Origin of the sequence: Hymenobacter aranciens, assembly GCF_030580865.1 — a bacterium.
Classification (GTDB): Bacteria; Bacteroidota; Bacteroidia; order Cytophagales; family Hymenobacteraceae; genus Hymenobacter; species Hymenobacter aranciens.
In genome coordinates this window covers 106,723-131,634 of the sequence record NZ_JAUQSY010000006.1, presented here as the reverse complement: position 1 = coordinate 131,634, position 24,912 = coordinate 106,723, and the positions used below count along the sequence as shown (strand labels likewise).

At 60.7% G+C, this 24,912-nt stretch carries 22 protein-coding genes; 13 read left to right on the top strand and 9 right to left on the bottom strand.

Annotated features, from left to right (window positions below; all coding sequences use genetic code 11):
* Positions 1-132: 132 nt before the first annotated feature.
* Positions 133-567 carry a hypothetical protein gene (locus Q5H93_RS10310; RefSeq protein ID WP_305006446.1) on the bottom strand — a complete coding sequence of 145 codons (435 nt, stop codon included), beginning with the start codon at positions 565-567 and terminating at the stop codon, positions 133-135.
* Between the two features lie 248 nt (positions 568-815).
* A complete protein-coding gene (gene mscL / locus Q5H93_RS10305) occupies positions 816-1,247 on the bottom strand; it encodes a large conductance mechanosensitive channel protein MscL (RefSeq protein ID WP_305006445.1) in 432 nt (143 codons plus the stop codon).
* 236 nt (positions 1,248-1,483) lie between these two features.
* Between mscL and Q5H93_RS10300 the strand changes: the two genes are divergently transcribed.
* From Q5H93_RS10300 to Q5H93_RS10285, 4 genes are all read left to right on the top strand, one after another.
* The gene (locus Q5H93_RS10300) at positions 1,484-2,275 is read left to right on the top strand and encodes an enoyl-CoA hydratase/isomerase family protein (RefSeq protein ID WP_305006444.1); all 792 of its coding nucleotides are present in this window, start codon (positions 1,484-1,486) and stop codon (positions 2,273-2,275) included.
* 120 nt (positions 2,276-2,395) lie between these two features.
* The gene (locus tag Q5H93_RS10295; protein WP_305006443.1) at positions 2,396-3,886 is read left to right on the top strand and encodes a lipopolysaccharide biosynthesis protein; all 1,491 of its coding nucleotides are present in this window, start codon (positions 2,396-2,398) and stop codon (positions 3,884-3,886) included.
* A gap of 89 nt (positions 3,887-3,975) precedes the next feature.
* On the top strand, positions 3,976-4,407 hold the full coding sequence (locus Q5H93_RS10290; RefSeq protein ID WP_305006442.1) for a hypothetical protein: 432 nt from the start codon (positions 3,976-3,978) through the stop codon (positions 4,405-4,407).
* A gap of 607 nt (positions 4,408-5,014) precedes the next feature.
* On the top strand, positions 5,015-5,314 hold the full coding sequence (locus Q5H93_RS10285) for a hypothetical protein (protein ID WP_305006441.1): 300 nt from the start codon (positions 5,015-5,017) through the stop codon (positions 5,312-5,314).
* 84 nt (positions 5,315-5,398) lie between these two features.
* Here the strand turns inward: Q5H93_RS10285 and Q5H93_RS10280 are convergent, their stop codons facing one another.
* Both Q5H93_RS10280 and Q5H93_RS10275 read right to left on the bottom strand, forming a co-directional pair.
* Entirely contained in the window at positions 5,399-6,436 is a 1,038-nt protein-coding gene (locus tag Q5H93_RS10280) for a hypothetical protein (RefSeq protein ID WP_305006440.1), read from the bottom strand.
* A gap of 134 nt (positions 6,437-6,570) precedes the next feature.
* A complete protein-coding gene (locus tag Q5H93_RS10275) occupies positions 6,571-7,569 on the bottom strand; it encodes a hypothetical protein (protein WP_305006439.1) in 999 nt (332 codons plus the stop codon).
* Positions 7,570-7,722: 153 nt separating this feature from the next.
* Here Q5H93_RS10275 and Q5H93_RS10270 point away from each other — a divergent pair, with 153 nt between their 5' ends.
* Positions 7,723-8,949: an alpha/beta hydrolase family protein gene (locus tag Q5H93_RS10270; protein WP_305006438.1), complete on the top strand. Its 1,227-nt coding sequence runs from the start codon at positions 7,723-7,725 to the stop codon at positions 8,947-8,949.
* A 57-nt stretch (positions 8,950-9,006) separates the two neighbouring features.
* On the opposite strand, the gene Q5H93_RS10265 is transcribed toward Q5H93_RS10270, so the two are convergent.
* Together Q5H93_RS10265 and Q5H93_RS10260 are read right to left on the bottom strand one after the other, a co-directional pair.
* The gene (locus Q5H93_RS10265) at positions 9,007-9,822 is read right to left on the bottom strand and encodes a class I SAM-dependent methyltransferase (protein WP_305006437.1); all 816 of its coding nucleotides are present in this window, start codon (positions 9,820-9,822) and stop codon (positions 9,007-9,009) included.
* A gap of 151 nt (positions 9,823-9,973) precedes the next feature.
* A complete protein-coding gene (locus Q5H93_RS10260; protein ID WP_305006436.1) occupies positions 9,974-13,558 on the bottom strand; it encodes a S8 family serine peptidase in 3,585 nt (1,194 codons plus the stop codon).
* 160 nt (positions 13,559-13,718) lie between these two features.
* Between Q5H93_RS10260 and Q5H93_RS10255 the strand changes: the two genes are divergently transcribed.
* From Q5H93_RS10255 to Q5H93_RS10230, 6 genes are all read left to right on the top strand, one after another.
* Entirely contained in the window at positions 13,719-14,159 is a 441-nt protein-coding gene (locus tag Q5H93_RS10255; RefSeq protein ID WP_305006435.1) for an SRPBCC family protein, read from the top strand.
* 112 nt (positions 14,160-14,271) lie between these two features.
* A complete protein-coding gene (locus Q5H93_RS10250) occupies positions 14,272-15,471 on the top strand; it encodes a class I SAM-dependent rRNA methyltransferase (RefSeq protein WP_305006434.1) in 1,200 nt (399 codons plus the stop codon).
* Positions 15,472-15,479: 8 nt separating this feature from the next.
* Positions 15,480-16,976: a 1-hydroxycarotenoid 3,4-desaturase CrtD gene (gene crtD, locus Q5H93_RS10245; RefSeq protein WP_305006433.1), complete on the top strand. Its 1,497-nt coding sequence runs from the start codon at positions 15,480-15,482 to the stop codon at positions 16,974-16,976.
* 118 nt (positions 16,977-17,094) lie between these two features.
* Positions 17,095-17,754 (top strand): carotenoid biosynthesis protein, encoded by a 660-nt coding sequence (locus Q5H93_RS10240; RefSeq protein WP_305006432.1) that lies wholly within the window; start codon positions 17,095-17,097, stop codon positions 17,752-17,754.
* A gap of 99 nt (positions 17,755-17,853) precedes the next feature.
* Positions 17,854-18,435, top strand: coding sequence for a TetR/AcrR family transcriptional regulator (locus tag Q5H93_RS10235; RefSeq protein ID WP_305006431.1), 582 nt, complete (start codon positions 17,854-17,856; stop codon positions 18,433-18,435).
* A gap of 61 nt (positions 18,436-18,496) precedes the next feature.
* Complete coding sequence (locus Q5H93_RS10230; RefSeq protein ID WP_305006430.1) at positions 18,497-20,542, top strand: M13 family metallopeptidase; 2,046 nt, start codon at positions 18,497-18,499, stop codon at positions 20,540-20,542.
* Positions 20,543-20,602: 60 nt separating this feature from the next.
* Here the strand turns inward: Q5H93_RS10230 and Q5H93_RS10225 are convergent, their stop codons facing one another.
* A complete protein-coding gene (locus Q5H93_RS10225) occupies positions 20,603-21,799 on the bottom strand; it encodes a hypothetical protein (protein WP_305006429.1) in 1,197 nt (398 codons plus the stop codon).
* 137 nt (positions 21,800-21,936) lie between these two features.
* Between Q5H93_RS10225 and Q5H93_RS10220 the strand changes: the two genes are divergently transcribed.
* Positions 21,937-22,572 (top strand): DUF4230 domain-containing protein, encoded by a 636-nt coding sequence (locus Q5H93_RS10220; RefSeq protein WP_305006428.1) that lies wholly within the window; start codon positions 21,937-21,939, stop codon positions 22,570-22,572.
* Here the strand turns inward: Q5H93_RS10220 and Q5H93_RS10215 are convergent.
* Positions 22,569-22,991 carry a DoxX family protein gene (locus tag Q5H93_RS10215; protein WP_305006427.1) on the bottom strand — a complete coding sequence of 141 codons (423 nt, stop codon included), beginning with the start codon at positions 22,989-22,991 and terminating at the stop codon, positions 22,569-22,571. The two genes, Q5H93_RS10220 and Q5H93_RS10215, sit on opposite strands and share 4 nt — an antisense overlap.
* A gap of 142 nt (positions 22,992-23,133) precedes the next feature.
* Here Q5H93_RS10215 and Q5H93_RS10210 point away from each other — a divergent pair, with 142 nt between their 5' ends.
* A complete protein-coding gene (locus tag Q5H93_RS10210) occupies positions 23,134-23,691 on the top strand; it encodes a Riean_0653 family protein (RefSeq protein ID WP_305006426.1) in 558 nt (185 codons plus the stop codon).
* 28 nt (positions 23,692-23,719) lie between these two features.
* Here Q5H93_RS10210 and Q5H93_RS10205 read toward each other — a convergent pair whose 3' ends face one another.
* Positions 23,720-24,877: a hypothetical protein gene (locus tag Q5H93_RS10205; RefSeq protein WP_305006425.1), complete on the bottom strand. Its 1,158-nt coding sequence runs from the start codon at positions 24,875-24,877 to the stop codon at positions 23,720-23,722.
* Positions 24,878-24,912: the final 35 nt, after the last annotated feature.

Sequence of the window (24,912 nt, the reverse complement as noted above, 5' to 3'; positions counted from 1 at the left end):
CTAGCCAGTATCACAGCGTGGGGTGAGTCGTATCTGTCTCTATACCAATGCTGGCAGCGCTGCTACCTGCACGCATAAAAAAACACCTTTCCTAGCCAAGCCGGGAAAGGTGCCGTTTATTAAAGCTGCTGCTTAGAAAAACAGGAACTTCTTCTTGTGCTTCTTGTCAATCAACCGCTGGCCTTTGGGGTTAGCGCTTCCCATCATGTGGAGCGTGATGCCGCGCTTCTCGCGGCCGGCGCGGGTGCGGCTCTGGTACTTGCGCACCATAAAGCCCCCGCTGCCGGTATCGTATTGCTGCTTAGCCCCGCTGACACCAAGAGTGGTGTTGCCGGTGCGGGCCGCCAGAAGTTGCAGTTGCTGGTCCTGCTTCTGCTCCTCGGGCGTCATGGCAGCGCGGCGCAGCTCGTCGGCGGTAGCGCGGGCATTGGGGCGCTTGGCGGGAGTTTCGGCGCGGGCCGTGGGCTCATCAGCAGGAAAATCGGGGGCGGCACTCTGGGCATAGGCGCTGGTAGCGCAAAAACCAAGGCCGGCGGTCAACAGCACGGCAACGAAACGTTTTTTCATGAATGGCAGCAGGCGTTGGAGATTTGGCGGCCTAACGAGCAAAGTGACGCTGAGGTTCAAAAAATAGTTGTCTTTTGGGCACAACTCGCTTTAGGTCGCCCCTAAGTTCGCAACTAATTTTCATTCGGACAATTACCCTAGCTAAATAAAACGAAAGCTTTAGGTAAAAATCATAAAAAAAGCCGCCGGCGTCATACGCTGGCGGCTTTTTTTGAAGTAGCACGGACTACAAAATCCGCGCTACTTCCTTACGCCCGGCCTGTGCGCAGGGCGTCGCGGATTTCCATCAGCAGTTCTTGCTCCTTGGTGATAACCGGGGCCGCCGGGGCAGCGGGTGACGGCGCCGGTTTCTTGAAGCGGTTGGCCAGCTTCACTACCCAGAAAATGACGAAGGCAATGATGAGGAAGTAGATGACGGCGTTGATGAAGTTGCCGTAGGCAATGGCGGCTGAGCCGGCCGTTTTGGCCTCCTCAAGCGTTTCGTAGTGCTTACCGTCGAGGGTGACGAACAGGTTTTTGAAGTCGATGCCCTTGGTGAACACGCCCAGCACCGGCATGATAATGTCGTCGGTCAGCGACTTGACGATGCCGCTGAAGGCCGCGCCGATGATGACACCGACGGCCAAGTCAACGACGTTGCCTTTGGAGATGAACTCCTTAAATTCAGAAACAAAACCCATGAGTGAAAGAAGTTAGTTGAAGAGGTGTGAAAGCGAAGCTACGCTATTTAGCTGATTAAATTCAGTGTTGGTCAATAGTGCTGCAAAGTTCTGCCAGTTACGGCCGTGTTGCGGGTCGCTTTCGACCAAAGCAGGCCGATTGGCGCCCAGCCCGCCCCTACTACAGACGAAGCCCGGCCGCGCCGCCCGGGCCGTATCTTTGGCAGGCTCAACTCCACCGTTTACCAGTTCTGCGCATGGCCACTTCGTTCGACAACCTGCTCTACGACCTCGATGCCGAGTCTGGCATCCTCACCATCACCCTCAACCGCCCCAGCAAGCTCAACGCGCTGAACGGGGCCACGATTGAGGACATCCACGACGCTTTTCAGCAGGGTTTTGACGACCCGCAGGTGCGTGGCATTCTGCTTACGGGCAGCGGCGAAAAGGCCTTCGTGGCCGGCGCCGACATTGCTGAGCTGGCCGCGCTCACCTCAGTGCAGGCCCAGCGCGCCGCCGAGCGCGGGCAGGACGTGTTCTGCAAAATTGAGCAGAGCACCAAGCCCGTCATCGCCGCCATCAACGGTTTTGCCTTGGGCGGCGGCTGCGAGCTGGCCATGGCCTGCCACATGCGCGTGGCATCGGACACTGCCCGATTCGGCCAGCCCGAGGTGAATCTGGGCTTGCCGCCCGGCTATGGCGGCACCCAGCGCCTACCCCAACTCATCGGCAAGGGTAAGGCTATTGAGTTGCTGCTCACCACTGATATGATAAAGGCCGACGAGGCTCTGCGCCTAGGCCTTGTAAACCACGTGGTGCCGCAGGCCGAACTGCTGGCCTTCTGCCGCCAGCTGCTGGGCAAAATCCTGGGTAAGGCGCCGCTGGCCGTGGGCCTAGTGCTGGAGTGCGTAAACGCGCACTACTCCAAGACGCAGAACGGCTTTGAGGCCGAAGCGCATGCCTTTGGACAAGCCTTTGCCACGGAGGATTTTAAGGAGGGTACGCAGGCGTTTCTGGAGAAGCGTCCGGCGGTATTTAAGGGTAATTAAAAATTGCGAATTAAAAATTAAAAATTTAACCGGGTAATGGCGGATTGGATTAACGGCGAATTGGTAGTGATGGCGCCCACCCATTTTTTTAATTTTTAATTCATAATTTTTAATTCAAAAATGAGCGTTCTGAAAAAGCTGGCCGGGCAAACGGCCGTGTACGGCGTCAGCAGCATTGTGGGCCGGGTGCTCACCTACCTGCTGGTGCCGGTGTACACGGCTTACTTCGCGGCCGCTGAGTATGGCATTGTAACCGGGCTGTATGCCTACGTGTCGTTTCTAAATGTGGTGTTTACCTACGGCATGGAAACTACATTCTTCCGTTTTGCCAACCGTCCGGGCGCCGACCGCCGCGAGCTGTACGACCGGGTGTTGAGCTTGCTGCTGGTTAGTACAGTGGTGCTGACCGTGCTATTGGCGCTGCTGGCCCGCCCGCTGCTCAGCCTGCTTGAAATCCCGCCCGGCCACGAGCAGTATGCTATCTGGATAGCGCTCATTCTGGGTTTGGATACGCTGACGGCCATTCCCTTCGCCCGGCTGCGGCTGGAGAATAAGGCCCGCAGGTTTGCCGGCATCAAGCTGGCTGGCATCGTGCTGAATGTGGGGTTGAATCTGTTTTTTATCGTGTTCTGCCCGTGTCTGTTGAAAGCAGGTATTGCCCGGCCGCTCGTGGAGGCTATTTATAATCCTGGCCTGGGCGTAGGCTACGTGTTTCTGGCTAACCTCTTTGCCAGCGCGGCCACGCTGCTGCTGCTGGGCCGCGAGCTGCTGGACTTCCGCTTCCGGTTTAATTTAGGCTGGCTGCGGCCGCTGCTGGCCTATGCCTTCCCGCTGATGCTGATGGGCCTGGCGGGCATGGTGAACGAAACGCTGGACCGAATCCTGCTGCCGAAGTGGCTGCCCGAGGGCTTTTATCCCGGCAAGAGCAGCCTCACAGCTGTGGGTATTTATGGGGCCTGCTACAAGCTGAGTATCTTTATGTCGCTGGTTATTCAGGCTTTCCGCTACGCGGCCGAGCCGTTCTTCTTCGCCCAAAGCACCGAAAAGAACTCGCCCGCCACGTTTGCCATGATTCTGAAGTGGTTTACGATTTGCTGCGCCATCATTTTTGTAGGTATCAGCCTGAATGCAGAAGATTTTGGCGCCGTGTTTCTGCGGCGGCCGGAGTATCGGGAGGGGCTGGCCGTGGTGCCGGTGCTACTGCTGGCCAATCTGTTTCTGGGCGTGTATTACAACCTGTCGGTGTGGTTTAAGCTGACCGACAAGACGTACTACGGCACCTACATCGGCGCGGGCGGCGCGGTGCTCACCATTGTGCTCAACTTCGTGCTCATCCCGGTGCTGGGCTACATGGGCAGCGCCCTGGCCACGCTGGCCTGCTATTTTCTGATGGCCGTGCTGTGCTGGCGCCTGGGCGAGCGGCATTTCCCGGTGCCGTATCCGATGGCGCGCCTAGGGCTGTGGCTGCTGCTGGCGGCGGTGCTGGTGGCTGTCGGCTGGCAAGTGAAGGTATCCGATTGGTGGCTGCGCCACGCCTGGCATATGGGGCTGACGGTGTTGTTCTTGGTCGCACTGTACGTGGTGGAACGGCCGCAACGAGCCGTGCGTTAGCACCCGCCTCAATGGTTCTGCTGAGCCGACTCTCGGCTTGCTTAGTTCCACATGACCGCGCGAAACATTAATTTTGCAGCACTTCTACCATGTCATTCCTCTCCAAAATTCCGTTTCTCAACCGCGTGTCTGAGTTGCTCGACCCGTTGCCGGAAGCCGACCGTGCGCAGGCGGCCGAGGTGGTACGCAGCGTGATGCAGGATTTGCCTGAGTTGCTGTCGGCCACCGTTATCGATATCGAAACGGGCCGCATTCTGGCGGAGTACGTGGCCGAAAAAACCGGCAATACCGCCCTCGCCGCCGCCGCCCATGCCGAAATGGTAAAGCAGAAGCGCCAAGCTATGACGGCCCTGCAACTCGGCCCGGAGGAGCAATTGGAGGATATTCTTGTCACGCAGCACCAGCAGCTCCACCTGATGCGCGTGCTGCACAACGGCCAGTGGCTGTTGTCGTTGGCGGCTAACATGCAGGATACCAACTTGGGTATCGTCCGCACGGTGCTGCACACCCACGCGACCTGAATATTGCCCTCGCTACACAGGTGTTATGCTCTCTTGTGGGCTAATCAGCTAAAATTAGTATCTGAAAATAAGTTATTTAAAAAAAGTATTTGGACGTTTTGCAGAAATGAATTCTGATAAATCTGCTTTAGTCCCTTCCGTTCGTGTATGATTGGACACGGCTTCTGCCCACCTCATGCTATTATCGGGTAGAAGAGTCAGTGCCCGGGTCTCCACTCGAACAGTTCAAATCCCTTCTTTTACAGCGAGAGCCATAGTTGAGCGTTGCCAGTTTGCGACCTTGGCGTGAATAGTTCGTTTACAACGTTTGCACGCATTACGACATAGCTTTCAGAATAACGATGTTACTGTCGTCGGCGCTCCCGGTACGTTGCCCACTCGTGACCACGGATGAAACCATTCGGTGCATGGCTTCGCAATCTGCTGCTGCTTCTGGTTTGCCCCACTGCTATTTTCGAAGCTGTGTAACGCTTTGTTGAACAATTATCAAGGCCAGAGTGATGCATTTCCGTTAACGCAATGAAAGGGGACTCGCACCAGTCCTGAACCGATTTCGACTGGCGGGCGGGGGCTGCCTTAATCATCATTATTACTCCAGTTTATGAAAATGCCACATTTACAACTGACCCGGCTAGTAACGCTCGTTGGTATGGTAGGGCTAACGGTATGCACGGCCCCGGCCGTGCAGGCGCAAGGCCAAAACCTCTATGACTGGGGCTGGCTGAACCGCCTCGGCCCGAGTGAGCTCTTCACTGGGACGGTGGTATTTCCGCCCAACGCTACTTACACCCTGCACGAGCACGTAGCGGTCGATGCGGCCGGCAACGTAGTGATAGCCGGCTCCTACGGCCTCGAAGTGACTCAGGGCGAGGTTCGAAGCTTCCGGCTGCTGGTGGTGGAGCCGTAGATGAGAGAAATACAGGTCGATAATAAAAAAGGCAGGCTCCACCATTGCGGTGGAGCCTGCCTTTTTTGCAGGAAACAGACGCGCCTACTGATACTGAATGTAGAGCGGCTTGGGCGTCAGCTGCGTCAGCACCTCGGTGGGCGTCATGATGTGGTGCGGCTTGGGGCGGGCGTCGTACTCGTAGAAGAGCTTGAAGCCGGTGTACTGCACGGGCTCGGTCTGGATGTAGTCGTGGTACGAGTCCTTCTTGAGCGTGGGCTCGCCGTGGCCATCCATGTGCATCACAATCTGCACGCGCGGGTCGAGCTTGATTTTCTTGTAGTTGGTAATCATTTTCCGCGTGAAGCGGTGCACCGTCAGCACCTTGGGCGGCAGGTGGTTTTCGCTCACGATGCGGGCCAAGAAGTTGACGGTGAAGTTCACGTCCTTGGCGTCGAGGGTGCCGATTTTCTGGTTGGGGCGCACGCCGGGCATCGTCGAGAGCGAAAACTCGGGGTCGATGCCGAGGTGGATATCGGGCTGCTTGAGGTAGGGCTCCAGCTTGGGTAGCTCGGCTTCGAGGGTGCTGTGGCCAGGCTGCACGTCCAGAAACAGGATGCACTTGTGCTCACGCGCCCAGGAAATTACCTCCTCGATGGTGGCTTTGGAGTTCATCAGGCGCCACTTGCCGTCTTTGCCGGCCGTGCCTTGGGCGGTGATGGTCACGTTGTGCAGCGCCGCCTGCACCGGGATGCTGGGGTCGGCGGCCTGCCACTCCTTGAGCACGCCTTCAAACTTGCGGAACATCTGCTCCTTAGGCTCGCGGCCCAGAATGCCCATACCCTTCGAGCGGATGTTGCCATAGAATGCAATGATGCGGTGGCCCGGCAGAATGGCGCCCGGCAGCTGCCCGTTGACTTTGGCAATGGAATCGGCCTTGAGCGAATCGCGGCGCAGGGCTTCCATTTTCAGCTTGATGGTATCGACGGGGGCCGGGGTAGCCGGGCCGCCAGTAGCCGTGCTATCGGCCGTCGATTTTTCCGAATCGGTGCCGGAGCGCGAGCCGCAGCCGGGCAACAGGGTAAGCGAAAGGGACAGGCCAAGGCTCAGCAGGCCGGCGTTGAGTAAAAAAGAGTGCCGCACAGGAAATTACGGGTGAGAAAAAGATATCCGAAAGTTACGGCTTTTCTGCTTAGGGTAGGAGGAAATAGGCTTAGAAAGCGGAAAAATAGCACGTCATGCTGAACGCAGTGCCGCATGACGTGCTATCAAGTATTTTACTGATACTGAATGTACAGCGGCCGCGGCCGCAGCTTCAGCACTTCGGCGGGCGTCATCATGCGCGAGCCGGGCTTATTGTCGTTTTTGTAAAACAGCTTAAAACCAGCATACTGCACCGGCTGCTGCTGTACAAACTTGCGGTACGAGCTGCGCTTGATGCTGGGCGTGCCCCAACCGTCCATGTCTATCACAAGCTGCACCCGCGGCTCCAGCTTGATGGCTTTGTAGCTAGTAATCATGTCTTCGCGGAAGCGGTGCACCACCAGCATCTTGGGCGGCAGGCGGTAGCGGCTCACCAGCGTGGCCAGAAAGTGCCGGGCATAGTTCACATCCTGGGCGCTGAACTCGCCGACTTCGGTGCCCGGCCGGCGCCGGTTTTTCATCGAAAACTCGGGGTCGATGCCCAGGTGCACGAAGGGCAGGCGCAGGTATTTTTCGAGCTTGGGCAGCTCTTCCTCCAGCGTACTTAATCCCACCTGCACATCCAGAAAAACGGGGTAGTCTTTGGCCTGCCCCCAGCTGATAACCTGCTGGATGGCGCTGTCGGGCAGTGGCAGGCGGTACTTCCGGTCGGCCCCCGCGTCGCGCTGGGCGATGACGGCGATGAGGTGCAAAGCCGGTCGCACGGGCAACGAATCGGCCCGCTGCCACTCGGCGGCCTGCCAGCTCAAGCGTTCCAGCATGTCGTCTTTCGGATACTGACCCAGAATGCCCATGCGCTGGTGCAGTGGGTTGCCATAAAAGGCCACAATGCGGTGGCCCGGCAGCAAGGCACCCGGCAATGACTGGCCCAGCCGGGCCAGGCTGTCGGCCGCCAGCGAGTCGTAGCGCAACGCTGGTCGGGGCGGGTGGCCCGCCGCCGGCTGCTCCATCCCGGGAGTGCCGGTGGAGCTTGGTTTGGGCTCGCAGCCACTGAGGCTCAGCAAGGTGCCCAATGTGGCAACAACAAGCCCGGGCAGCAGGCGGAAAACGGTAAATCGGGCAGCAACCAACACGAAGCAACGGATAAGTAAGCCGGCAAATTAGCGCTATTTGCCCGGCAGTAGCGAATAAGGCAACATTGCGGGCATACGCAGTTGCGGTGGGAACGTCGCTGGCTCGGAATAATGTTCTGGCAGCCTATTCCTCGTTCCCTTATCCAACATTCTGTGCTGCATTTACTTGTTCGCCGCTTCGCGGTACTGCCCAAACTGATGGCCCTGCTGGGCCTATCTACCTCACTGCTGGCCGCGCCCGGCTGCAAAGACAATGCTCCCACCCCCGAAACCAGCAGCCCGGCCGCGCCGGAGCAGGTGCTGGTGGGCGGCCAGCTGCTGGGCGAATACACGCCGGCCCAGCTGGCGCAGCGGGTGCCCGAGATTCCGCTGGTGGGCGCGCTGGCCCGCTATTCCATCAAAGTCTATCGGCTGACGTACACCACGCGCAACGTGGACGGCACGGCCATCACGGCCTCTGGGGCGCTGCTGCTGCCGGTCACGACGGCGGCGCTGCCAGTAATCAGCTACCAACACGGCACTATCCCGCCGGCCAGCGAGGGCTCAGCGCCGTCTTATTATAAATCCAGCAGCGAGTTATGGTCAGCCGTGTCGGTGCTGGCGGCCACGGGATACGCCGTGTCGGCGCCCGATTATATCGGCTATGGCGCTTCCAAAAACCTGCCGCACCCCTACGAGCACGGCGCCACGCTGGCCTCGGCCTCGGCCGATATGCTGCGGGCCGCCCGCGAATTCTGCCAGCAGCAGAAGGTGCCGCTCAGCCAGAAGAACTTCCTGCTGGGCTATTCCGAAGGCGGCTACGCCACCATGGCGCTGCACAAGCTGCTGGAAGAAAAATATGCCGCCCAACTGCCCGTGACGGCCAGCGCCCCCGGCGCCGGCGCCTACCACAAAACGGCCTTCGCTAGCTACATCCTCACTGCCACTAAGCCGCTCAACTTCCTGAGCAGCTACGTGTGGGTGCTCGATACCTACAACAAGGTGTATGGCCTGAACCGGCCGTATTCGTACTATTTCCAGGAGCCCTACGCCACGCGCCTTACGGCCAACCCGCGCGGCCCGGTACCCACGCTGGCCGGCGAGCTATTCGCGCCCGGCTTCAAGCAGGCGGTGCTGAATAAATCGGATGCGCCGTTGCTGGCGGCTTTTCAGGCTAATGATGTGTACGACTGGAAGCCCAAAGCCCCGCTGGCCCTGTTCCACGGCACGGCCGATGACTACGTACCCTTTTTCAACTCGCAGGATGCCTATGATGCCATGCGTGCCCGCGGCGCCACGCAGGTGCAGCTGAAACCCATTCAGGGCGGCGACCATTTTACCTCCATCGGCTCCTATACGCTGCAGGCGTTTGCGTTTGTCTCGCAGTATAATGCCAATTAACAATTAATAATGAGCAATTGACAATTGGTTTGCCGGATAATTGTTAATTGCTCATTATTAATTGTTAATTGACTTCACCGTTACTTCAAACCACGTTTCCGGGTCGGCCAGCTGGTTGGGTTCCTGCTTAGGCAGCGGGTGCGGCGAATACAGCGCGCACAGCGTGTTTTCTACCTGCACCAGCTGGCCCGTAGCTGTGGCTGGCAAGCCGTCGAGAATGCCGGCCAGCACTTCCCAGCGTGGTTCGCCGGGCTGGCGGCTGGCGTCGTGCCATACTACCACCGTGGCAGGACCAACGAGGTGTTCGAACACGCGGCGCGTGTCGGTGCAGACGGCTTCGTAGCGGTGGTCGCCGTCGATGAAAATAACGTCGAACGGTGGGGGCAGGGCGGCGAAATCGTAAGTCGCGGAGTTGCCGTGCAGATGCGTCACGTTGGGCAGCGGGCGCGAGAAAAAGCCGTGCAGCTCAATGTAGCGCTCCGAGAGGCCCAGCGCCCGCAGTTCTTCGGCCGAGAGGTTAAGAGTAAGGACTTCGGCGGCTACGGCGGCCACGTTGGCGGCGCTTTCGCCGCGCCAGGTGCCGATTTCAAAGTAGCGGCTCTGGGGCACGCGGCGGGCCAAGGCGCGCAGTAGCAGCAGGTCGGTGGGCAGCGAGCCGCCTTCGCGGAAGGCGAAGGGGCGCACGGTGGTGTCGGCGGGCGTCAGGAAGTGCGCCAGCGGCGTGAGGGGCAGGCCTGTGGCACTCACGCGGCTAGCGTGGGCCAGCGCCCGCTCGCGCCAGGCAGCTACGTCGCCAGCCACCACGTGCGTGAGCAGCGAGGGGGTGCGCACCAGACTGCGAAAAGCCTGCCAGACAACGGATAAACGAGACATGCGGAAAAAGCCGCCGGAAAAACGCGGACTGCAAAGATGCGCCCGCAAAAACGAACCAACGAATGGGTGGAAGCAAAAAGCCGTTCCTCTGAAGCGCGCTAAGTCGGCTTCAGGGGAACGGCTTTTTGCTGGCAAGTGTTTGCCAGTCTGCTTATTTTACTACGCGCAGCTGCGTCGTGCCGCTGGCGCCGGTCAGGCGCAGCACGTACACACCCGCGGCCAGCGCCTCGGTGTGCAGCTCGGCCGTTTGCGGGCCGGAGCGAAGCGTGAGCGACTGGCGCAGTACCTCGCGGCCCAAGGCATCGAGCAGCGCTAGCGTGGCCGGGCCAGCTACGGTAGGCTGCAAAGTGGCCTGCAGGCGCGGGCCGAAGGGCACTGGCGAGGCCGCCAGCAGCGGGCGCAGCAGCGTACCGTTGGCGGTGGCCGTGATGACACGCTCGGCTACGGCTACATTGCTCAAATAAAGATTGTTACCAAAGTCGTTGATGTTGGTGAAGCGCAGCATCACCGATTGCGCCGCTGCTGCCGTGCGAAACGAAGTCAAATCCACCGTTTCGGTGCGCCATTGGGAGGCCAGGGTAGGAGCGAAGCGGGCACCCGTGCCCGTTGCCGACGCCAGGGCGCTGCCGCTTTTCAGGTAGCCGGTGGGCTGGAAGGTGAGGCCGCAGTCGGTGGAAATGTCAACCCGCAGGCCGTCCGAATTATTGGCGGTAAATAGCCGGTAGGCTACTGCGAAGCGCAGCTCGGGATTGGTGCTGCCGCCCAGGTCGAGCGGTGGGGTGATGAGGTAGTCCTCGGCGCCGCGCAACTGGTCGTCGTAGTCGTTGCACATGGGCAGGCGGCGACGTACGCCATCGGGGCCCATCACGGTGGCCGGGCTGAGCTGCCAGGTGTAGTTCGAGCTGGGGTTTTCGATACGCCAGCCTACCGGTGGGAAAGCTGCGGGGTTGGTGAAGTTCTCGGTGTACGCCAGGGCCGAGCCGTGGCTCACGACGATAAAATTGACCTGGCTGGTATTGCCCGTGCCCAGGCTGTTGGTAGCAGTCAAACTCACGGTATATTGGCCAATGTTGGCAAACTGCACCTGCGGGTGCTGCGAGGTGGCCGAAGTGCCGCCCATAAAGCTGACGCCCGCGCTGGGTGTAATCGTCCAGCGCCAGCTGGTGGGGGCGCCCTGGCTGCTGTCGGCCAGCAGTACGGTACCCGTCGGGCAGATAATCCGGTTGGTAGCCGCAATCACCGCTACGGGTATCATGGCGCAGTTGCGCAGCGCGGCACTCTGGAAAACGGCCCGCGTACGGCGGGTGCGCAGCCCGTTGGCCCCACGGCCGCACACGGCAAACCAGTTGCCTTCGCCCGCCGTCAGGCCGGTCAGCACGGCTGTGGTCGTTGTTACGGTCGTTACCGAGTCCATGTACATGGCACCCAGGCGGTACACCGTATAGCTGGTCGAGCCCGACGAGCCCGTCCACGACAGCTGAGCTTCGGTATCGCAGCGGTAAACGGTCTGCAGATTCGTGGGCAGGCTGGCCGCCGTGAAGGTTTCAGCCGACTGCGAAGTAGCCGCGCCCTGCGTCACGCGCACGCGCATCCGGCCCGAGCGCAAGCCGCTGGGTACTAGCCAGTCGTAGGTGCGGGCCGTGCCCGGTACGCTGGCAACAATGGGCAGCCAGGTAATTCCATTATCCTCCGAAAAATCCAGCGCGAACGGCTGGCTGCTGTCGGCCGCATCCCAGCGCAGGGCTTCGATTTCGCCCGGTACGAAGCCCTCGCCGCCAATGGGATAGGTTACTTCCACGCCGTTGCTGATAACCGAATACGTCAGCCAGAAGCCCTGGCGGCCCATCGGCACGGCCCGGCCCGTCACGGTGAAATTATAGCGCCCGGTGCCGGTGCGCGGGTTGGCAATGGTAATCTGCTCCACGTTGTTGATGGAGTCGCGGCCCAGTACCGCGTTGGCGTTGAGCTGCGCTGGGGTAGGACGGTGGTCCAGAATCCAGGGTCGGATAATACTGGTAGGGTCCATGCTGTCGAAGCCGGTCAGGTCGAGGTTATTCACCAGGGCGGGGCGCGCATTCACGGCCGCTTCCGGGTCGGCCCAGTGCAGCAGCACGCGTAGCTGCCGGGAGCCCGCCGGCACCGAGATGCTGAAGTTGCGGCTTTCACCCTGCGCCAGCGTATCCCGGAAATACGTGCGGCCTTCCAGCACCCGCACGGCCCGTAGCGCATTGGTGCGCCCGTAGCCGAAGCGGAAGTCAGGACCGGGGTTGCCGAGGTCTTCGGCGGTGTTCAGCAGGGCGGCCTTGAGCAGGGCGGCCGGCATCTCTGCGCCGCTATTAAGGGCGCGGTAAGCGCCTACCAGCTGGGCCGATACGCCGGCCACGCCGGGGCAGGCCATGCTGGTGCCGGTAAAAACGTCGTAGTCGTTCGGGTCGACGGTCGATTGCACGTCGGTGCCCACGGCGCAGATGTCGGGCTTGAGGCGGCCGTCGTTGGCGGGGCCGCGGCTGCTGCTGCTTTCCAGCGCATCGCGGTAGTTCACGTTGCCGATAGTCAGCACGTTCTTACCCATTTTATGGCCGCCGGTGATATTGCCCCAGCCGGCACCCGCGCCGTAGTTGAAGTTGCTGGTGCCCGAGTTGCCGGCCGAAAAGACGTGCATCAGGTAGGGCAGCTGCCGCATCTGCTGGTCCACGTTGCGGGTGTTGGCGGTGTAGCCGGCGTTGTTGCCGTCGCCGTAGCTGCTGTTGGTCACGCGCACCATGCGGCTGGCATCGGCGTAGTTAGCCGGTGCCTGCTGCCAGTTGCGGGGGTAGGTTTGGTAAAAGTTGAAGGCGCCCACGGCCTGGCCCCGCACCCGCGGGTCGAGGTTGCCGGCACCCATGATGATGCCCGCCACGTGGTCGCCGTGGTTGCCGGTACTGTTGCCAGACGTGCTCACGTCCACGCGCCCTTGAAAATCAATGTGCGGCCCGATGCTGCCGTCGTCGCCGTGGCCCACGGTCACGCCCCGGCCATCGTAGTGGCGGCCTGCGCCGTAGTCGGTGGCCAGTACGTTGGCCCGGTGGTCGGTGCGGCCGCGGTGATTTTCGGGTACGCCGGGGGCGGGGGCAGCCTCCACGGTGCTCACCCAGGGCAGCCCAGCCAGGCGCTCCACCGCATTTTCGGCCGCCACCACGCGCAGCTGGTGCGCAAATTCATCCTGGTCTACCACTCGAAACTCGGTGCCCGCCAGTGCGGCCGTGGCCTGGGCCGCCGTCAGGGCGGGGTAGTAGTTGAGCATCAATTCCAACGTATTGCCGCTGCGCCGGGCGTGGGCCGGGATTTCTCCCGCCGCCAGCGGCCCGGCCAGCTTCCAGTGCCCCGCCACCGGCAGCACGCTGCGCAGCCCCAGCTGCGCCAGCGCCTCGTGCCGCAGGGTCACTGGCAGGCTCGCCGTGTACGCATTGACGGGCAGGTAGTCATACAGCACTACGCCGAGCTTGCGCAGGGCTGCGTGTTGCACTGAGGTGGGCAGCTTCGCAAACTGCAGCAGCCGGAACACCCGGCCCTGCCAGGCATCGGCTGGGGTGGTAGCAGGCTGCCGCAGCCATTCGGCCGCGTTGGCGGGCGGCAGCACGTCGCCCACGGCCAAACGCAGCGTATATGGCGCAGCTGGTGCAATGGGTTGAGCCACAAGATGCAGGCCGGGTAAGCCCAGCGCTGCCGCCAGACCCAAACGGTACAGGTTTTTCATTAAATGCACTAGAAAATGAAACGGAGCTAAAAGGTACGGCTTTTTGACGATGTTTTCCAGGGGAGCAGCGCCCGACCGGTACTTCGCGTATTCCTGCCACCTGCTCGTTGGTCCAGCCAGTACAGCCGGGGTAATTAAAATATCCGCTCCTTTCATCAGCATGAAGCTCTTTCTGCATACCACCGTGGCCCAGCCGCCCACCCGCGTCATGGCCGGCTTCACCCGTGAGCTGTTTCTGGCCCTGGCCCCACCCTTCCCCCGCATGCAGCTGCGCCGCTACGACGGCTCCCGGCGCGGCGACCTGGTTGAAATCGAGCTTGATACGCTGGTAAAAAAAATACCCTGGACCTCCCTCATCACCGACGATGGCGTGCTGCCCGACGGCACGCACTACTTTGTGGATGAGGGCCGGGTGCTGCCGCCGCCGCTGCGCTTCTGGCGCCACCGTCACCTGCTGCGGCCCGCTCCCGGCGGCGGTACCGTCATCGTGGAGGATTTGGAATACCGCACCCGTTTCGGCTGGCTCGATGCGCTGCTGCGGCCGGCCATGTGGGCCATGCTGGCCTGGCGCAAGCCCATTTACCGGCGCTGGTTTCAGTAGCGCGGAATTTCATTCCGCGCTGGGTTGTCACGGCATTATCCGGTTTCTTCCCCAACCTTACTCCCGGCGCGGAATGAAATTCCGCGCCACATCCCCGACCTTTGCCTTACTTATGAGCCAAGCCGCCACCATCGTCCTCAAAAACGGAAAAGACCACTCCCTGCGCCGCCGCCACCCCTGGGTGTTTTCGGGCGCCATTGCCCGCGCCAAGGGCGAGCTGGCCGAAGGCGACGCCGTGCGGGTGGAAGCCATTGATGGTGAGCTCCTGGGCGTAGGCCACTACTCCGGCGGCGGCTCCATTGCCGTGCGCATGCTTGATTTTGGCTCCGAAGCCACCTTGCCCACTCCCGAATTCTGGGAAAAGCGCCTGCGCGACGCCTACCAGCTGCGCCAGCGCCTGGGCCTCATCGGCACCGCCGATACCGACGTGTACCGCCTCGTGCACGCCGAGGGCGACGGCCTGCCCGGCCTCATCATCGACGTGTACGGCGACACCGCCGTGGTGCAGGCCCACAGCCTGGGCATGTACCACGCCCGCCCCGAAATTGCAGCGGCTCTGCGCGTTGTATTCGGTGAGAAGCTGCGTGCGGTGTACGACAAGAGCGCCGAAACCATCCCTGGCAACGCCGTTGGCGAAGCCAAAAATGGTTACCTCTTTGGCGAAAGCTCCGGCCACGAGCACCTCGTGCGCGAAAACGGCCACCAGTTTGCCATCGACTGGGAAACGGGCCAGAAAACCGGCTTTTTCATCGACCAACGCGACAACCGCGCCCTGCTGGCCCGCTACTCACCCGGCCGCCGCGTGCTTAACACATTCTGCTACACCGGCGGCTTCTCCATCTACGCCCTGCACGCCGGGGCCGAGCTGGTGCATTCCGTCGATAGCAGCAAGAAAGCCATTGCCCTCACCGAGCGCAATGCCGAGCTGAGCGGCGACGCCGACCGCCACGCCGCTTACGCCGACGACGTACTGGGCTTCCTCAAAAACCATTCGGCCCAGTACGACCTGCTGGTGCTCGACCCGCCCGCTTTTGCCAAGCACATGGGCGCCCGTCACGCTGCCCTCATGGGCTACAAGCGCCTCAATGCTGCTGGCATTCAGCACCTGGCGCCGGGCGGGCTGCTCTTCACCTTTAGCTGTTCGCAGGTAGTGAGCCCCGAGTTATTTGAAGGCGCCGTGCTGGCTGCCGCTATCGAGGCTGGGCGTCCGGCCCGCATCCTGCACCGCCTCACCCAGCCCGCCGACCACCCGGTGAGCTTGTTTCACCCGGAAGGGGCGTATCTGAAGGGGCTGGTGCTGGCGGTGGAGTAAATCAAGGCATGAAAGGTCGTACGCGTACTCCCGCCCCCAAACAACCCGTCGCCATCATCGGCGCGGGCATCGCGGGCATCGCCACGGCGGTGCGGCTGGCGGTGGCGGGCCACGCCGTCACGGTATTCGAGGCGGGGCCGTCGTTTGGGGGCAAGATGCACCAGTTCAGCTTGCCCGGCGGCTACCGCTTCGACGCCGGGCCGTCGCTGTTCACGCTGCCGCAGCTGGTGGACGACCTGTTTCGCCTGGCCCAACGCAATCCGGCCGACTACTTCCGCTACGAGCGGCTCGACCCCATCACGCACTATTTTTTTGCCGATGGCACCCGCCTCACCGCCTGGGCCGAGGAGGGAAAATTTGCCGCCGAAATAGAAGCGAAGCTCGGCGTGCCGGCGGCGGCCGTACATAAGTTTCTGGCCCGCAGCGCCCGCGCTTACGAAGGCACGGCGGGCACCTTCCTGCAAAAGTCGCTGCACAAGGCCAGCACCTACTTCAGCCGCGAAACGCTACGGGCCCTGGCCGCGCTGCCTGCGCTGGGTTTGCTGGGCACCATGCACCAGCGCCACACCAGCGCGTTCAGTGACCCGCGCCTGGTGCAATTATTTGACCGCTACGCCACCTACAATGGCTCCGACCCCTATCAGGCGCCGGCTACGCTCTCGCTCATTCCGCACTTGGAGCACGGCATCGGCGCGTTTTATCCCGAGGGCGGCATCTACAGTATTGCCGCCAGCCTGGTGCGGCTGGCCGAGGAGTTTGGGGTGAAGTTCCGCTACAACGAGCCGGTGCAGGAAATCCTGACGGCTGGCAAACTGGTAACGGGCCTGCGCACCGCGCTGGATGTGTACGACTTCGGCCTCGTGGTGAGCAACATGGATGTGGTGCCTACCTACCGTCAGCTACTACCCACCCAGCCCGCGCCGGAGCGCACGCTGGCCCAGCCGCGTTCCTCCTCGGCCCTGATTTTCTACTGGGGCATCGCCCGCGAATTTCCCGAGCTCGACCTGCACAACATCTTCTTCTCAGCCGATTACCGCCGCGAGTTCGAAGCCATTTTTCAGGAAAAAACCGTGGCCGACGACGTAACGGTGTACGTCAACATCACGAGCAAAAAAACGCCCGCCGACGCCCCGCCTGGCCACGAAAACTGGTTTGTGATGGTGAACGTGCCCCACGACCAGGGCCAGGACTGGGACGCCCTCACCCGGCACACCCGCGCCATCGTGCTGCGCAAGCTCAGCCAGGCGCTGGGCCAGGAAATCGAGCCCCTCATCCGCGCCGAGCGGGTGTGGACGCCGCCCGGCATCGCCGCCGATACCTCGTCGTTTGGCGGGGCGCTCTACGGCAGCTCCAGCAATAATGCGCTGGCGGCCTTTCTGCGGCACCCGAATTTTTCGGGGGCGCTGCAGGGGCTGTACTTTTGCGGCGGCTCGGTGCATCCGGGCGGTGGCATTCCGCTGTGTTTGCTCTCGGCAAGAATCGTGGCCGACTTGATTGATAATTAATAATTAACAATTAATAATGAATGATTGAGAATGACGATTGACGGGGGCAGCCCTACTTTACCTTCTGCTTCACAGAACCAATTGCTCATTGTTAATTATTAATTGTTAATTAACCCAAATGGAGTTTTCAGAGTCAATTATTCCGGCCCCCAACCCGCGCCGGCTGCTGGTCGCGCAGGGGCTGGTACTGCTGTTTCACGTCACGGGCTTGCTGGGGCTTGCTTTTTCCAGTGACCCCGGCTTTTACTTGAAGTTCACGCCGCTCACGCTACTACTGTCGGGCGGCTTGCTGCTGGCGTTCCAGCGCGACAAGTCGCCGGGATTCTGGAGTTTCGCCATTTCGGTGGGCATGCTGGGCTTTCTGGTTGAGGTCATTGGCGTACACACCAGCCTGTTTTTTGGGCACTATCAGTACGGCGACACGCTGGGCGTAAAAGTAATGGACGTGCCGGTGCTCATCGGGCTAAACTGGCTGATAATGACTTACAGCTGCGGCATGCTGGCCCGCTACCTGCCCCTGCCCGAACTAGCGCGGGTGCTGCTGGCCGCCTTGCTCATGGTGGGCTTCGATGCCTGCCTGGAACCGGTGGCGGGCCCCTACGACTTCTGGCACTGGACGGCCAACGTCATCCCGATGCAGAACTTCCGCGACTGGTTCATCTTCGCCTGCCTGATGCAGCTACTGTTCAGCCGGGCACGCTTCGAAAAGTACAATGCGCTGGTGCCCTTGCTTTACCTTACGCAGCTGCTGTTTTTCTTTCTGCTGGGTTCCTTGTAGGAATTGTTGCATCTTCGGGGCAAATAGGCCGTAAATGCCCGTTGAGCGGCTTGCCCGTGCGTTGCTATATCCTTTCCATTCCCCTTTCCTCCCACGCTATTGGAAACAATCCTACCCTTATTCCGGCAGCACGGCCTCAAGGCCGTCACCGACGAGCAGCTGGCGGCGGCTCTGCAGCTCTCGCCGAGCGAATTTCGACAGCGCTACCCCAGCCGCGCCGCCCTGGTGCACGAAGTGACCCTGGCCGACATGGAGCGGCAGAAACGCGGCCACGCGGCCCTGTTTGCGCAATATAGCACGGCCGTAGAGCGCCTTTACGCCCTGATTGAGTACGGCCTGAATGACATGGTGGGCGTGGCCCCGAGCTACATCGCCGACCTGCAGGAGTACCCCGAAACCTGGGCAGCCGTGCTCGACCACCTCACCACCTACTCGGCGCCCCAGACGCAGCAGCTACTCAACGACGGCATTCGCCAGCGCCTGTTTCGCTCCGATATCAACATTCAGCTGGTCACCAAAATCCTGCTCGAGCAGGTGAACCTACTGCTGAATCCGCAGGTGTTTCCGCCCGACCGCTACAATATGGCCGAGGTGTTTCGCAGCATATTTCTGTACTACGTGCGCGGCCTCTGCACCGAGGAAGGCGCCCGCATCGCGGCCAATCATTTCTCGCGCTTGTAGGCACGGGAAGCAGCCCGGCGGGGCAACGGGTGTATTTTAGCGGTCTTTTCCATTCCCGCTCATGCTCAAACACCTGTTTGCCCCGTCGCTGCTGGCGGCGCTGGCCCTGTCGGCCTGCCAGTCCGATTCTAAAACCGATACCGCGGCCAGCCGCTCTGACATCCTGCGCGCCGCCCTCGACACCACCGTGGCGCCCGGCGACGACTTCTTCACCTACGCCAACGGCGGCTGGCTGAAGCAGCACCCCATTCCGGCCTCCGAAGTAAGCTGGGGCATCGGCAAGGAGGTGCAGAATGAAATCTACGCCCGCCTGCGCCAAACCAGCATCGAAGCCGCCGGTGCTAATGCCGCACCGGGCAGCAACCAGCAGAAAATCGGCGATTTCTGGGCCGTGGGTATCGACTCGGTGAAAGCTGATAAACAGGCAATTGCGCCAATAAAAGCCGAGCTGGACCGCATTGCGGCCCTGCGCTCGGTGGCCGAGGTGCCGGCCGCTACGGCGCACCTAATTCCGCTGGGTGTGAATGCGCTGGTAGGCCCCGGTGTGTATCAGGATGCCAAGAACAGCGCGAAAATGGCGCTGTACCTCAACCAAGCCGGCCTAGGCTTGCCTAACCGCGACTACTATTTCAACACCGATACCCGTACCAAAAATATCCGCCGCGACTACCTGCAGCACCTCGCCAAAACCTTCCAGTTGCTGGGCCAGGATTCGGTGACAGCTAAGGCCAATGCCGGTCGGGTAATGACGCTGGAAACGGCGCTGGCGAGGTCGTCGCGCAAGCTCGAAGACCTGCGCGACCCCTACGCCAACTACCACAAGATGAGCATTGCGCAACTCAATAAGCTCACGCCCGGCCTCGACTGGAAAATGTGGCTGACGCAGCTGGGTGCCAAGGCCGATACCGTCATCGTGGGCCAGCCCGAGTTTTACCAAACCGTGGGCCTCTTGCTGAAAACCACCCCGCTGGCCGACTGGCAGGCCTACCTGAGCTGGCAGCTGGCGCGCACCTACTCGCCCATGCTCAGCCAGCCGCTGACCGATGAGGACTTCCATTTCTACAGCGCCGTGCTGCGCGGGGCGAAGTCCCAACGCCCGCGCTGGAAGCGCGTGCTCGATTGGCAGGAGGAGGCCATGGGCGAGGCCCTAGGCCAGCTGTTCGTGAAAGAATACTTCAAGCCCGAAGCCAAGGCCCGCTACGAGAACATGGTAAAAGCCGTATCGGCCTCCTTCGCCGAGCACATCCAGAAGCTGGATTGGATGAGCGACTCGACGAAAAAGGTGGCGCTGGTGAAGCTCCAGAAAATCACGCCCAAAGTGGGCTACCCCGACAAGTGGCGCGATTACAGTGGTCTGAAAATCGACCGTAGCTCGCTGGCTGAAAACATGATGCGCGCCAACGAATTCAAATTCCGCTACCAGCTGGGCAAGCTCGGCAAGCCCGTGGACCGCACCGAGTGGGACATGACGCCCCAGACCTACAACGCCTATTACAATGGCTCGAACAACGAGATTGTGCTGCCGGCGGCCATCTTCGCCATCCCCGGCCTGCTCGATGCCGACGCCGACGACGCCATCGTGTATGGCTACGCTGGGGCCAGCACCATCGGCCACGAAATCACCCACGGCTTCGATGACGAGGGCAGCCAGTACGACGCCCAGGGCAACCTGCACGAGTGGTGGAGCAAGGTCGACCGCGCCCGCTTCAAGCAGCGCGTAAACGGGATAGTGCGCCAGTTCAATGGCTATACCGTGCTCGACTCGTTGCACATCAACGGCAAAGCCACCGCCGGCGAAAACATCGCCGACCTCGGCGGCATCGTCATTGCCTTCGATGCCTTTAAGAAAACCAAACAGTTTCAGGAGAATAAGAAAATCAGCGGCCTCACGCCCGCCCAACGTTTCTTCCTGGGTTACGCCCTGGGCTGGCAAAGCCACCAGCGCGACGAAAGCTTGGCTTCCCGCATCCTCACCGACGTGCACTCGCCCGCCCAGTTCCGCGTGAACGGGCCCTTTGCCGATGTGCCGGCGTTCTACGAGGCCTTTGGGGTGAAGCCGGGGCAGAAGCTGTACCGGGCCGATTCGGCGCGGGTGACAATTTGGTAGAACGAAACCTCCCCCCCCGGCCCCTCTCCTGCGGAGAGGGAGAGCCGGTCATGCGCGGTATTATTCCCGTCCGAGAACCGTCCGGCTCCCCCTCTCCGCAGGAGAGGGGGCCGGGGGGGGGAGGTTGAGCCACAGCGCCGCCAGCCCAAACACCGCCGGCAGCACTGGCGCCAGAAACCGCACGTCCCAATCATCCACCGTGAAGGAAATGATGGCGGCCTGTAACAAAAACACCCCCGCCAAGAACACCCGCGCCGGCCGCCACACCCGGCGCAGCCCCGCGCCCCGCGCCGCCAGCCAGTAGGAAGGCCACAATATCACCACACCCAAAATTCGGTGCGCCAGTGAGTAGTGCGGCTTGAGGTAGCTCAGAAACACGAAGAGCTTACCCAGCACCAGTTGCCCGAAATAGCCGGGATTGTGGGCCGCGAAGTACAGCACCCGCGCTGCCGGGCCGGTTCCGGGCGGCGGCATATCCAGTGGCGCGGCTTGGTGCACGGCCCACAGGGGCGAGCGGAAAATCAATTCACCGCGTTGGTAAGTGTCCATTAGATAATAGGTTTCGAGCTGGTGGTTGAGCGCCTGCCAGAGCAGCGGGCTGGCCAGCACCAGCAGGAGCAGGGCGGCCCGCCAGGCCCGGCGGTCGGGGCGGCGGCGCAGGGCATCGAGTCCGGCGAGGGCGGCGGCCAGCGGCACCAGGAAGCCGTTGGGGCGCACCAGCAGCACGGCCAGCAGCGCCAGCATGAGTAGCAGCCAGTCGCGGGGGCGGCCCAGGCGCACCTGCACGAAGGCGGCTATTGATAGCAAGGTGAGGCTGATAAACAGCGACTCGGTGAGCAGGAAAGCGTTGAATAGCTGGATGTCGGGCCAGGCGATGATGGCGAACGTGGCTAGCGCGGCCGCACCGCGTCGGCCATCGTCAAGCTGGCGGATGGCCCCATAGAAAGCGCGGGCGGCCAGCCCGGCCACGACCATTTGCCCCAGCACGATGCCCCACCAGCCCGCGCCCAGCCACAGCCACAGGCTTTCGAACAGCGGATAAAGCACGTAGCGCAGGTTATGGCCGCGCTCGAAGGTGCCGTGTTCAGCAATATTGGTGGCATATTCGAGGTAGCGGGCGCTGTCGTTGGCGAAGTGGGGGCCGTGGTAGCGCCGCAGAAACCATAGCTGCACCAACACCCACAGCGCCATTAGCAAGCGCGGGTGATGTAGCCACAACCAGCGGTAAAACGTACGAAGTAGGGTTGGCCATTGCATCTTGCAAAGCTAGCTTGGTGTCGGGTGTTCGGTTTTCGGTATCTGGTTTGGAATAGCATTACTCCGCCCCAAATACCTAATACCAAACACCGAACACCTAATACCGTAAGCCTGAAACAATCCCCGCGTCTTATTCTATGCCCCTTGCCCGCCTGCTTCGCCGCTTACTTCCGTTGTTGTTCCTGGTGGGCCTGGGCTGGTTTCTATGGCGCAAAGTCAGCCCCGCGCTCGATGGTCTGAATGTGTTGGGCGACAGCGAGCCCAAAGTAACCGTAACGCATAACACGGTACTTACCCAGGTGGAAAGCCTGGGCCGGCTGGAGTTGGTGCGCTACCGTTTCAAGGATGTGGTGGAGTATAAGCGCCGCACCTACCGCTATTTGCCCGAGTCGAAAGCCGCCCTCATCGTGGCCGGCGAGGCCATCGGCTGCCTCGACCTGCGCAAGCTGCGCCCCGAAGACGTGATACTGGAAGGCGACTCCATCGTGCGCGTATTCCTGCCCAAGCCCGAGCTCTGCACTTTCCAGATTGACCACAGCCAGAGCCGCGTGTTCAGTACCGAAAATGGCTACCTGCAAGATGCTGACCTGGTGGACGAGGGTTACCGTTACGCCGAGGCTCAAGTGCGCCGGGCCGCCCTGCAATCGGGCATCCTGCCCCAAACGCAGCGCAACGCCGAGCAGATTCTGCTGCCCATGCTACGCACCCTCACCGGCCGCCGCGTGGTGCTGGCCCAACGGCTGGAAATGCCCGCGCCCGCCCGTAAAGGCTAGGCAGGTTGCTGACGTTTGTTCAGCGCCCCGGTGCTCCACAGCGCCCCGGCCACCAGCACCGGCTGGAAGAACAGCCGCAAGAACCGCTTCTCGTCGGTATCGAGCGTGAGGGCCGAAATGCGGTGGGTGTACTGGTGGATATTGCCAGGGAACACGGCCACGTAGAACGCGGCCAGCCCAATACCCAGCGCCACCCGGTATTTCTTTGGCGTCAGCAACATAGCTAGGCCCAAGCCGATTTCCACTACGCCCGAAGCCAGCACCGTTGTGTCTTTGTCGAGCGGAACCCAATCGGGCACCTGCGCCTGAAACGGGTAGCGCGCAAACGTGAGGTGGCCGACGCCGGCCCCGACCATGAAGGAGCCCATTACATTGCGGGCGAAGGTTTGCAGCGGGGTTGTGTGAGCTTGGGGCAGCATGATGGTTCGGCTGGCTTGGTGGAACAGACTGGCTATACGGCCGACCAAGTACTTAGGGTACTGCCGGGCTCGTGCATCTGCAGGCTGGCACGACGTTGGCAACGCCGCCGACGTACATCACCCGTCCCTACCCACTACCGCTATGAAATCCTCTTTTATCGCCGCGGCCATCTTATTAGCCCTGAGCAGTTGCCAAAAAGACGACATCAGCCCTGATGAACTACCGCCCGCCACCAGCACCGGCGCCGAAACCCTGGGCTTCGTCATCGACGGCAGCGGCTGGAAGCCCGCCGGCCAGAAATGCGGCATCTACGGCTGCACGGACAACAAGGTCGAAGCCTCGTCCTACGTCGCCAACGGTCGCCGCCAGTTGCTCCTCACCGCCGACCGTACCGATGGCAGCCGCAACGAGTCGTTCATCCTGCAGCTCGATTCCCTGCCCGGCCCAGGCGTGTACCGTAGCAACTCCGGCGGCCCCGGCGCCACCGGCGGCGAAGCCGGCACCAAAATCTACTTCGCCAACAGCAAGCAAAGCCTACAATACCAGAGCCGTCCCGGCACGGCTACCATCACCATCACGAAGGTTGATACGGTGCAGAATATAGTGTCGGGGACTTTTGAAGGGCAACTGAGTCGTTTGGGCGGCTCGGGCACGGTGCAGGTGGCTAGTGGGCGGTTCGATGTGCTGTATAATCGGTAGTTATTGTCAAATAAGACTAACGTTCAGGTTAGTTGCCCCATACTATTTCGGTAACGCGCCGGTCTTGGAATAGCAAACAACGACCTTCGGTTGTCTTGCGAGATTCATAGTGTGAATAGCTGACTAAAGCAGAGTTAGGCGCGAAGGCGGTAGCAATTGTGTTATCTGGGCTTAAATATCTGTTGAACAGTGGGTCAACAATTGTTATGCTTTTACCGCTGATGCTAGCCAGAAAAGTAATCGGATGCAAGTTAACGACATACAGAATCTGTTCATGCCATTGAAAGCTACCTGCCATCGTCAGGCCATAGTAATTGAAGACGGACTTTACTGCTTCGTTAGGTTTGGAATCAGCAAAATGATACTGCCAGTCGCGGGCAGGGTCCAGTTTTTTAGTAATCACCGGTAATTTTTCTGGGGCGGATATCACGGCACTGTGGGTACTGCCCTGCATATGAGCCAAAGATGCCAGAAGGTGATACTGGCCATCTATCTTCTGTACTGTTGTTGCACAGGTGGCATTGGTGTAGTGAGTGCGTCGAGTTCGCTTATCGAAAAAATAGATATGTCCGCCAAACTCGCCGTGGCAATCCATTGTACAAACAAAACGCTCATCCTCAAAAACCTTGAGGCGTCCTTCAAACGGCAGCGGTTGCTTATATGATTGCCAAGTGCGTTGAATTGTATCGAAGTAAAAAGCCCGACCTTCACGCCATCCAATAAGCTGTTGGTTGAGTATCCAATGCCGCTCAAATACAAACGTATTGAGCTGTGCTTCCAGCAAAGTATCACGCTCGAAGTTAGTTATCCTAAAGCATCCGAAGTTCCCGGTTGTAAATAGGGCTACCAAGCAATTTTGATAAACTACCGAATAGCAGGCTGGCCGGTCACCGCCTGATTTTGGATTGTGCAAACGCACCGTTTGATGCTGAAGCTTCAACGGTTGCTCCGACAACCGCAACTCGTATTCTAAAGCACGAGGTTGAGTGTAAGTGCTGTCCCGAAAAATAACCGGTGGCGTCAGCAGCGTATTGCCATGCCGCTTTGGTGGCAATTTCTGCATTAACTCATCGAAGGCAGCGTAACGACTACGTGAAGAATCCAGTTGTTGGGCGTAGCAATAGTTGTTGGATAGAAGTCCAATAACTGAGAAAAGAAAACAAGCTAAACGAGATACTGACGGCATCTTCATAAACAAGCGTGGAGGCATCAACTTAACTG